Consider the following 9,084-nt stretch of genomic DNA (forward strand, 5'->3'; position numbering starts at 1 on the left):
GGTCCGGCTGGCCGTTGCTCGGCCTGGAGGCGCTGGTCGCCGCCATCGATCCGGTCCGGTTCGGTCCGGTCCGGTCCCCGGCTTGGCTGCACTGGTCGCCTCGGCCCGACGGCCGCCGCCCGTCAGAACGCGCGGTCGAGCTCGCGCTCTCGGACGGACTGCGTGAGCGAAAACGCCACGCGAAGTGCCTCGCGCAGGTGCTCGGCATCCGCGCCGAGGACGGTCGTGAAGCCGAGACGTGCAGCCTCGCTCGCGCGCTGCTTCGCCCCGGTCGCCGGTCGGATCTCGCCCGCCAGGCTGATCTCACCGACGGCCGCGAGGGTGTGCGGGTACGGCCGGTCGCGTGCGGCGCTCGCCAGGGCCAGCGCGATCGCGAGGTCGGCGCCCGGTTCGGTGAGCTTCATGCCGCCGACGGTCGACACGTAGACGTCGGCGTCGGAGAGCTTCAGACCCGCCCGTCGTTCGAGCACCGCGAGCAGCATCGCCACGCGGGAGGAGTCGACCCCGTTCACCACGCGGCGGGGCTGCGGGGCCGAGCTCGGCACGACGAGCGCCTGCACCTCGACCGGCAGTGCGCGACGACCCTCGAGCGCGACGGTGACGCAGGTGCCGGACACGGGCGTGCCGTTGCGCGACATGAAGAGGCCGCTCGGGTCCGGAACCTCGTGGATGCCGTCGCCGGCCATGTCGAAGCAGCCGACCTCGTCCGTCGGGCCGAAGCGGTTCTTGAGCGCCCGCACGAAGCGCAGCGCGGTCTGGCGGTCGCCCTCGAAGTGGCAGACGACGTCGACCAGGTGCTCGAGCAGTCGTGGGCCGGCAATGGTGCCGTCCTTCGTGACGTGCCCGACGATCAGGACCGGGAGCCCCCGCTCCTTCGCCACCCGGATGAGCGTCGACGCGACCTCGCGCACCTGTGAGGTGCCGCCGGCGATGCCGTCGACCGTGCTCGACGAGATGGTCTGCACGGAGTCGGCGATCACCAGGTCGGGCTGCACCTGGTCGATCTGGCCGAGGATGACCCCGAGGTCGACCTCGCTCGCCAGGTAGAGCTCATCGTGCATGGCGTTCGTGCGTTCGGCGCGGAGTCGCACCTGGTCGACGGACTCCTCCGCGCTGACGTAGAGGACGCGCTTGCCGGTTGCCGCCGCACGCGAAGCGACCTCGAGCAGCAGCGTCGACTTGCCCACGCCGGGCTCACCCGAGAGCAGCACGGCGGCCCCGGGCACGATGCCACCGCCGAGCACGCGGTCGAACTCACCGATGCCGGTGTTCCACCGCTGCACCGCGGTGCCCCGGGCCTCGGTGATCGGCCGCGCCACGCGAGCGCCCGCGACCGACACCGCGGCGGTCCCGCGTGCGCTCGCGGCCGTGGCAGTCGTGTCCTCGACGGTGCCCCACGCCTGGCACTCGCCGCAGCGGCCGACCCACTTGATGCTGGTCCACCCGCACTCCGTGCAGCGGTAGAGGGACTGGGTGCGCGCCATGGCTCGAGGCTAGGCCGCTCCGCCGACATCACCGCTCCGCCCTCGACCACCAGACCCCGCGTGGTCGCCGGTGTCGTGGAGCGGGATCGAGCCGGTCATCCGCTGCCGGAGGCGCTCCACCCGTCCCGGGCGGTCCCCGTGGTCGAGCTCCGTCGCGTGCTCCGTGTCCTGCTCCGCGCGGGCACTCGCGACGGCTCCGGCGTCACGCCCGAGGTCCTCTGCCTCACGAGCCGACAGGTAGTGCCGGATCGCCGCCACCGTGTCGACGCGCGCGTCGACCGCCGGCTCGAAGGCGCTCGCCCAGATCTCGTACCCGCGGTCGTTCGGGTGGAAAAGGTCGCCGTAGCTGTTGAAGAAGGTCCGGCGGAGTCCGACGCGCTTCGTGATGACGTGCAGTGGTGCCACCGTCAGACCGAGTTCGTCCGCCACCCGGTGCACGATCTCGTTCGCCACCGCGACCTTGCGCTCCCGGTCGGGCACGAACATGCACGGCAGCTCCGCCACGATGGCGTGCGATGGGACCGCGCTGTAGATCTCGCGGATGTTCCGCTCGAACTTGTCCGGGTGGAAGTCGGCGATGTCGTTCGCGCCGATCGACACCGTGCAGACGTCGGGCGTGTAGTTCCGCAGCTTCGGCAGCTGGTCCTTCTTCGCGCCCCACGTCGTCGCGCCGGAGACGCTGAGGTTGACGACCCGCACGGACATCCGGGAGCGGTGGCGGATCCGGCGAGCGAGCAGCCCGACGTAGCCGCGCCCCGGTGCCGTGGCGCCGACGCCCTGCGCAGCGGAGTCGCCGATCGCCAGGTAGGTCAGCTGGCCCTCGTGCTGCAGCCGCTCGCGCCACCAGTCCGCGTGCACGGGGAGCATGTCGACCACCCGCTGCGATGCCGCTCGTTGGCCACGGATGCCCGCCCGTGCGCCGAAGGCCCCGCCCCCGACGACGGCCAGGCCACCGATGACGGACGTGAGCAGAGCGACCAGGGTGCGGTTCTTCATGCCGAAGACGGTACGCGGACTCACGCGTCGCGGACCCTGCTGTGCCTGGACGGGGGAGGGGAGTGTGGACAGCACCGCCTGTGCAGGGGAGACGACCGGCAGCGGTTCGACGCGCCTCCCGGATGGTGTAAACTCTCTCCCGGTACCGTGTCCGAGCGGCCGAAGGATCATGTCTCGAAAACATGTGTGGGGGCAACTCCACCGTGGGTTCAAATCCCACCGGTACCGCCACAGAAAACCCCCGCTGACGCGGGGGTTTTCTTCTTTCGAGGAGCGTTCCTGGTGCATCTCTGGTGCACTCTCCTGAGCGCACCACTCCGACCGTGGCTGCCGCCTCTTGGACAGGGTGGGGTGTCACGCGATAGCTAGAGCACGACAAGAGCCGAGAAGTCGCGCGATCATCGAGCAAGACTACGAACAGCCCGTACCGATAGCCGATCGTCGATTCAGACGACGTCCGGGTCGGTTCGCGCGGCGTAGCTTGCCGACGTGACCACTCAACGCGTCCTTCTCGCTGCGCTGGGCGGCGCGCTGATCGTTGCGGGGTTCGTGCTCATGGCGACGTCAGACGGCAGGCTCGACCGACTGGTGGCGGTCCTCGTTCTCTTTTGCGGAGTGGCTCTCGTTGCGTTCTCCACGTCTCGTCCGAGCCGCGATGCACTCGCGCGCTACTGGCACCGGCACGACAAGAAGTAGGCCCGGATAGCGGCGAGCTCGGCCGTTCTCGGTAGAGGATCGCTTCACGAGGTAGTTCGATCACGCACCGAACAGGCCGAGTGCTCCTGAGATCGCGATCCCGAGGCCCATGACGATCGCCACCGTGCTCCCGACGATCACTGCCAGCCGCTGATCCCTGTTCATCCCCATGGCCCAAGCCTAGGAGTGTCCGGTAGCCGGTCGGCTACCGGACGCCCGATGGGTCGATCTCACCATATTTCTGGCGGCGGTATGTCGTCATGGTCTGGTCCGGCCGGTCAGCGACGTCGAACGAGGTGTAGGCGAGGCGTTGCACCTGCCCGTCGGCCTGCCTGACGCGCTTGATGCCGGCCCCTGGCGTGCCGACGTCGTACCGTGGCCACCACCGGTCGGCCTCCGGGCTGGCCCCGCGGAGGTCGGCCTCGAGTTCCGCGTAGACCGCGACGCCCGGGTGCCGTCCGGCCCGGGCTCGGAGCCGTGCGAGGAGCCCCTGGGCCACGTCGGTCCAGTCCGGCAGGACGTACCGGGCGTCCTGGTCCAGGAAGACCCACCGGACCAGGTTGGGGTGCTCGCCGTGGTCGAGTGCGCCGCGGAACAGCTCGGCCGCCGCCGTGTTCCACGCCAGCAGGTCGAAGGTCGCCCCGGTCACGTAGGTCGGGGCGGGGTCGAGGAGGTCGACGACCCGGGCGACCTCCGGGTCGAGGACCTGGTCGGGGCTCGTCGGTGCGGGCTCGTCGACGGCAATGGCGAAGAGGTGTGTCCGCTCCGCTCCGGCGAGTCCGAGCGCGCGCGCGATCGCGTCGAGGACCTGACGGGAGGGGCGGACGTCCCGGCCCTGCTCGAGGAAGGTGTACCAGGTGGCGCTGATCCCGGCGAGCATCGCGAGCTCCTCGCGGCGGAGGCCCGGGGTGCGACGGCGGGACGATCCCGGCAGCCCGACGTCGACCGGGCTCACCCGTTCCCGTCGAGCCCGCAGGAACGCGCCGAGTTCCCGACGCTGCTGCTCGGTGACATCGCTCACGCCGTCCCTCCCTGGTGGTCCGGGTACCAGTATGCGGCGGCTCTGGATGCGTCCCCGATGCCCACTGAGACTGGCGTCATGAAGGCATGGACACTCGACGGAATCGGCTCACCACTCAGCGTCGAGGAGGTGCCGGACCCGCGCGTCCGCAGCGGCGGCGTGGTGCTGCGGATGCTCGCGGTGCAGGTCCCCGCCTACACGCGGGTGCTCGTCGAGGGGGGCCGCGGCGGTATCGCGACCCCGACCGTGCTCGGCATCGGCGGCATCGGGATCGTCGAGGAGGTCGCGGACGACGTCACGACCGTCCGGCCCGGCGAGACGGCGCTGTGCACCGGGTTCCTGCGGAGCGGACGGGTCGCAGAGCCCGAGGAGGTCCTCCTCGGGTGGACTGGGATCGGCGGCCGCGGGGCGACGACAGCGACCACGGACCGGATGCGCCGTGTCTGGCGGACCGGCACGTTCGCGGAGCGGACCGTGATGCCCGGATCGGCCGTGCTCGCCCTCCCCGGTGCCGAGTCGTACGCCGACCCGACGAAGCTCACGTTCCTGCCCTGGTTGAGCGTCGCGGCCGGCGCCGTCGAGCGCAGCGAGATGACGGCCGGCGACCGTGTCGTCGTCCTCGGTGCCAGCGGTCAGATGGGCGGAGCAGCGGTCCTCCTGGCGCTCGCCCGGGGCGCAGCGCAGGTCGTCGCGGTGGGACGGGACGCCGGGAGCCTCGAGCGCCTCCAGGCCCTCGACGGACGCGTCCGGGCCGTCCGCTCCGTGGGCGCCCGCGACGCCGACGCGGCAGCGATCGCCGTGGCGGTCGGCGGCGACGCCGACGTCGTCATCGACGCGCTCGGACCGACACCGACCCCGGACCTCACCATGGCCGGGTTCGACAGCGTTCGGACCGACGGCACGATGGTCCTCCTCGGCGGCGTCCGGCAGTCCCTCCCGATCCCGTACGACCAGCTCATGCGACGCCGGATCACCCTGCGCGGCTCGTGGATGTGCTCCGAGGAGACCGCGTTCCGCGTCTGGCGTCAGGTCCAGTCCGGCGTCATCGACCTCAGCGCCCTGCAGGTGACCACCGTCGGCATCGACGACCCGGCAGCAGCGCTCACCCAGGCGGAACAGATCCGAGGACTGTCGATCGCGGTGCTGATCCCCTGACGAACAGACGAGCGCTCGAGGTCCCCCATCAAGACAGGAAGGTGCCAGGTGACCTCTTCGTCTGACTCGTCGATCTGCAGGCGGACGCGCGGGCATCACTGGCGCGGCCGCCTGCCGCGTGCTCGATGCCATGCTGACGCCATGGATCACAGCATCGTCACCGAGCACGCCGAGTCTCGGGACGGCACTTCGATCGGCTACCTCCGCCAGGGCACCGGACCAGGCATCGTCCTCGTGCAGGGCGCAATGGCCGACGTCCACGCATACCGGGAACTCGCGCTCGCCCTGTCCTCCTCGTTCACGGTCATCACCGCCGAACGACGCGGCCGTGGCATCAGCCCACGCCCGTACACCCCCGACCACACCATCGCCCGCGACGTCGAGGACCTCGACGCGGTGATGACCGCGACCGGCGCGACGAAACTGTTCGGACTCAGCTCCGGCGCCGTCATCGCACTGGAAGCCACCCGCACCTTGCCGAACGTGGAACAGCTCGCGGTCTACGAACCCCCGTTCTACCGAGACGGCATCGACCGAAACGGGGTCCGTCGGCTCAACGCGGAGATCGAGCGCGGACAATCCGGGGCTGCACTCATCGACGCGCTCGTCGTTGCAGGGACCGCACCTGCGCTCATCGCGCGCGCTCCGCGGGTCGTCGCCCGAGCCCTGGGCCGTGTCGCCCTCGCGGTTCAGTCCCAGCAGCGGGGCCCGGCGTCATCGCTCCGCGACCTCCTCCCGGGCGTGCGCTACGACTTCTGCGCCGTCGCCGAACGTGACGGTCACGTCCGGGATTACGCAAGCATCGACCGTCCGGTGCTGCTGCTCAGCGGAACCGCGAGCCCCGCGTTCCTCCGCACCGCGATCCGTGGCCTCGCCCGGATCATCCCCGACGCGCGACACGTGGAGTTCGAAGGCCTCGGCCACGACGGACCCTGGAACGGTGGCGGACCCGCGCAGATCAGCGCCGCGCTCCTCGCCTTCTTCAGGTCCTGAACCAGACGCAGCAGCGTCTCGTTAGCCGATCGTCTACCGGGCGGTCGGTCGTCGCCCCAGTGACGACTGGAACCGTACGAGGTACCCGTCAGGGTCCTGGACGAGGAATTGATGCACGCCGGCCTCTTCCTCGCCGACGCCGTACCACTTCGTCTCGGGTTGCATGAAGAGCTCAACGCCAGCCTGACCGAGGACCTTCGCCAACGACTCAGAGTCCGGCACCGTGATCTGGAAATTCACCGAGTGGCTGCTCAAGAGGCCCCGTGATCCAGTTGCGGCCCACACCTGTTTGTTCGAGCATCAGGTGTGCGGCACCGAGAGTGATGTACGCGAAGCGTTCCTCAGCGCGCGAGTAGGCGACGTCGAAGCGGCACAAGTTGCACCAGAACTCCATGCTCTGGTCCAGGTCGGCCACGAGCAATTCGGGAACGAGCGAGGGTTCGAGAGTTGCAGTCACCGGACCATCGTCGCAGTCCCTTCCCTGCGGGCAGCCCTGGGAGCGAATCAGCCGCCGGTTGCTGTTCGGGGCGGATAGCGTCATGTCGTGATCACGATCGAGACCGTTGCTCCGACCACCGCGATGGCAGCTGACATCGTTCGGGAGTACATGGCCGACGTCGCGGGACGGTGGTACCAGCGGCCAGTAACAGACGACGAGCTGAGTCAGGCGCTTCAAGATGAGCCCTACGGCGATCTACAGGGGGCCACGGGCGTGCTGCTGGTCGCCGTCGAAAGCGAGCGACCCGTTGGCTGCGCCGGCGTTCGCTTCCTCGGCAGCGTGGCCGAACTCACCAAGGTCTTCACGGTGCCGTCGCATCGAGGCCGGGGACTCGGGTCACAGCTGCTGCGCGCCGCCGAGCAGGTCTGCCGACAGCGATCAATGAGTACGGTCCGGCTCGACACCCGCGCGGCCCTGGCGGAGGCGTGCGCAATGTACGAGCGCAACGGTTACGAGCGCGTCAAGCCCTTTAACGACGAGCGGTACTCCGACCGTTGGTACAGCAAGACACTTGTTGCGAGCGTCCGATAGCCGGTCGTTCAACGGACGGTCCTGGCCTTTATAGTCCGACCGCCGCGGGAACCGGGACGTCGGTCGCCGCCCTCTGCCGCTACGGCAGAGTGGGCACATGGTCAGTGCAGCACCCAACACGATCCACTTCCATCGCAAGCACCACGAAGCAGTGATGTCGGGCGAGAAGGTCACCACCGTGCGGTGGAATGAGGACGTACCGGTGGGGGCAGCCGTGTTCGTCTTCGATGAACACCCGACGGCAGGGCCGGTCCCCGGCACAGTGATCGCCGTGCACCAGTACCGGCTCGACGCCCTCACTCCCGAACAAGCCCACCAGCCGCCGCAGACTGACATGCAGCTCTTCGCGCAGCAGCTGCGCGAGAACTACTACCCGGACATGCCTTCCGACGCTGTCGTCGAGGTCGCCCAGCTCGCGATCGAGACGTCCCGATAGCCGATCGATCGACGGGCCGCCCGACGCCGTACGCTCGCCGCATGAGACGCGTTCTCGATTTCCTCGGCTTCACCCGGGCGAAGGGGTCACCTCGGCCCAAGATGCTCAGCGCGGTCATCAATGGTGTCGGGCTGTTCTTCGTGCTCACTGGTGGTTCGGTGATCGCCGGCAACGTGGAAGCCGGTAGCCCCGCCGCGATCTGGATCGGTGGCGCTCTTATCGTGGTGGGCGTGGCCTGCTGGGTCGTGGAGGGCGTTCTGAGTAGTCGAACGACAGGCGGCGGCCCGTCTCAGTAGCCAGTCGGCTATTGAGACATCGGCGCGAGGCGTTTCAGGAGCTGTACCAGGCTTTCTCGCTCTTGTGCACTGAGGTTCACCAGCAGCGCTTCTTCCGTGGCGAGGTGCTCGGGAAGGACGCTGTCCTGGACGCAAGCCGCTGGGATGGCAGTCGTCCTGCTCTGCGTCACCACGGCCGTCACGCGGCGGGCGCGTCCTGCTCTGCGCCGTGACCGGCAGTAAGCACCATCCCGTACAAGGCCACATCGGCTCGCTCCGGGCTCAGTGCAAGAGCGGAGCGAAGAGTGCCCTCGTGCATGAAGCCCAGGCGCTCCGCTACTGCTCGACTACGGGTGTTCAAAACCGCCGTTCGAATCTCGACTCGCGCTAAGCCTTCTGCGCGCGCCTCATCGATCAGTGCTTCGCATGCCCGGGTCACCACTCCCTGTCGCTCATGCGCTGCAGCGATCCAGAATCCCAACTCTCCGATGCCGGCATACCGGTCGAGGCGTAGCGATGCGCTCCCGACGGGCTCGTCGCCATAGGTGATCATCAAGGGGAGACTCGTGCCCTGCTCGTAAAGCGCTATCGCGAACGAGGCGTATGCCTCAGCAGATACGAGAGTCTGTTCCGGAGCAGCCCAAGGTTCCCAGGCTCTTAGGCGCGACAGCTCGTTGAGGGTCAGATCATGCATCACTTCGACCGTCGAACCATCACGCAGAGCAAGGCCGTATCCATCGCCGAGGTCGTGAGGCAAACGCATGAAATGACGTTACTGCAACTCCACACACCGAGCCGAGGAACGACTCCTGTGACGGGTCGCCCGGCTTCCACCGCTCGCCAGCGTCCGATAGCCGATCGGTCGACGAACCTGGCTTTGGCCGTTGTGACCAATAGCGCGAATGATGTGCGACGTGCTCTCGATTCGACCGCGATCCAGTGATGACTGCCATCTGATCGTGTCGTGGGTGCCGGACGCCGAGGCGCTGTACCTCTTC

12 protein-coding genes and 1 tRNA gene are annotated in these 9,084 nt (G+C 68.8%); 7 read left to right on the forward strand and 6 right to left on the reverse strand.

What is annotated here, in order from left to right:
* Nucleotides 1–122 precede the first annotated feature (122 nt).
* Together radA and QUG93_RS15220 are read right to left on the reverse strand one after the other, a co-directional pair.
* The gene (radA, locus tag QUG93_RS15215) at nucleotides 123–1,484 is read right to left on the reverse strand and encodes a DNA repair protein RadA (RefSeq protein WP_289475333.1); all 1,362 of its coding nucleotides are present in this window, start codon (nucleotides 1,482–1,484) and stop codon (nucleotides 123–125) included.
* Nucleotides 1,485–1,493: 9 nt separating this feature from the next.
* Nucleotides 1,494–2,480, reverse strand: coding sequence for an SGNH/GDSL hydrolase family protein (locus QUG93_RS15220; protein ID WP_289475336.1), 987 nt, complete (start codon nucleotides 2,478–2,480; stop codon nucleotides 1,494–1,496).
* Nucleotides 2,481–2,621: 141 nt separating this feature from the next.
* Here QUG93_RS15220 and QUG93_RS15225 point away from each other — a divergent pair.
* A tRNA-Ser gene (locus tag QUG93_RS15225) sits at nucleotides 2,622–2,711 on the forward strand.
* Nucleotides 2,712–2,969: 258 nt separating this feature from the next.
* Nucleotides 2,970–3,176: a hypothetical protein gene (locus QUG93_RS15230; RefSeq protein ID WP_289475338.1), complete on the forward strand. Its 207-nt coding sequence runs from the start codon at nucleotides 2,970–2,972 to the stop codon at nucleotides 3,174–3,176.
* A gap of 205 nt (nucleotides 3,177–3,381) precedes the next feature.
* On the opposite strand, the gene QUG93_RS15235 is transcribed toward QUG93_RS15230, so the two are convergent.
* The gene (locus tag QUG93_RS15235; RefSeq protein ID WP_289475340.1) at nucleotides 3,382–4,197 is read right to left on the reverse strand and encodes a helix-turn-helix transcriptional regulator; all 816 of its coding nucleotides are present in this window, start codon (nucleotides 4,195–4,197) and stop codon (nucleotides 3,382–3,384) included.
* Between the two features lie 78 nt (nucleotides 4,198–4,275).
* On the opposite strand from QUG93_RS15235, the gene QUG93_RS15240 reads away from it, so the two are divergent.
* Both QUG93_RS15240 and QUG93_RS15245 read left to right on the forward strand, forming a co-directional pair.
* Nucleotides 4,276–5,352 (forward strand): zinc-binding dehydrogenase, encoded by a 1,077-nt coding sequence (locus QUG93_RS15240; protein ID WP_289475341.1) that lies wholly within the window; start codon nucleotides 4,276–4,278, stop codon nucleotides 5,350–5,352.
* A gap of 141 nt (nucleotides 5,353–5,493) precedes the next feature.
* A complete protein-coding gene (locus QUG93_RS15245; protein ID WP_289475343.1) occupies nucleotides 5,494–6,345 on the forward strand; it encodes an alpha/beta fold hydrolase in 852 nt (283 codons plus the stop codon).
* Between the two features lie 33 nt (nucleotides 6,346–6,378).
* On the opposite strand, the gene QUG93_RS15250 is transcribed toward QUG93_RS15245, so the two are convergent.
* Both QUG93_RS15250 and QUG93_RS15255 read right to left on the reverse strand, forming a co-directional pair.
* On the reverse strand, nucleotides 6,379–6,549 hold the full coding sequence (locus QUG93_RS15250; RefSeq protein WP_289475345.1) for a VOC family protein: 171 nt from the start codon (nucleotides 6,547–6,549) through the stop codon (nucleotides 6,379–6,381).
* Nucleotides 6,550–6,553: 4 nt separating this feature from the next.
* On the reverse strand, nucleotides 6,554–6,802 hold the full coding sequence (locus QUG93_RS15255; protein WP_289475347.1) for a VOC family protein: 249 nt from the start codon (nucleotides 6,800–6,802) through the stop codon (nucleotides 6,554–6,556).
* Nucleotides 6,803–6,889: 87 nt separating this feature from the next.
* On the opposite strand from QUG93_RS15255, the gene QUG93_RS15260 reads away from it, so the two are divergent.
* The 3 genes from QUG93_RS15260 to QUG93_RS15270 all read left to right on the forward strand — a co-directional run bounded on the left by QUG93_RS15260 (nucleotide 6,890) and on the right by QUG93_RS15270 (nucleotide 8,107).
* Nucleotides 6,890–7,375, forward strand: coding sequence for a GNAT family N-acetyltransferase (locus QUG93_RS15260; RefSeq protein WP_289475348.1), 486 nt, complete (start codon nucleotides 6,890–6,892; stop codon nucleotides 7,373–7,375).
* A gap of 97 nt (nucleotides 7,376–7,472) precedes the next feature.
* Nucleotides 7,473–7,811, forward strand: coding sequence for an ASCH domain-containing protein (locus QUG93_RS15265; RefSeq protein ID WP_289475350.1), 339 nt, complete (start codon nucleotides 7,473–7,475; stop codon nucleotides 7,809–7,811).
* Nucleotides 7,812–7,852: 41 nt separating this feature from the next.
* Complete coding sequence (locus QUG93_RS15270) at nucleotides 7,853–8,107, forward strand: hypothetical protein (protein ID WP_289475351.1); 255 nt, start codon at nucleotides 7,853–7,855, stop codon at nucleotides 8,105–8,107.
* 178 nt (nucleotides 8,108–8,285) lie between these two features.
* On the opposite strand, the gene QUG93_RS15275 is transcribed toward QUG93_RS15270, so the two are convergent.
* Nucleotides 8,286–8,849, reverse strand: coding sequence for a GNAT family N-acetyltransferase (locus QUG93_RS15275; protein ID WP_289475353.1), 564 nt, complete (start codon nucleotides 8,847–8,849; stop codon nucleotides 8,286–8,288).
* Nucleotides 8,850–9,084 lie beyond the last annotated feature (235 nt).

This window comes from Curtobacterium caseinilyticum (assembly GCF_030363035.1).
Lineage (GTDB): Bacteria > Actinomycetota > Actinomycetes > Actinomycetales > Microbacteriaceae > Curtobacterium > Curtobacterium caseinilyticum.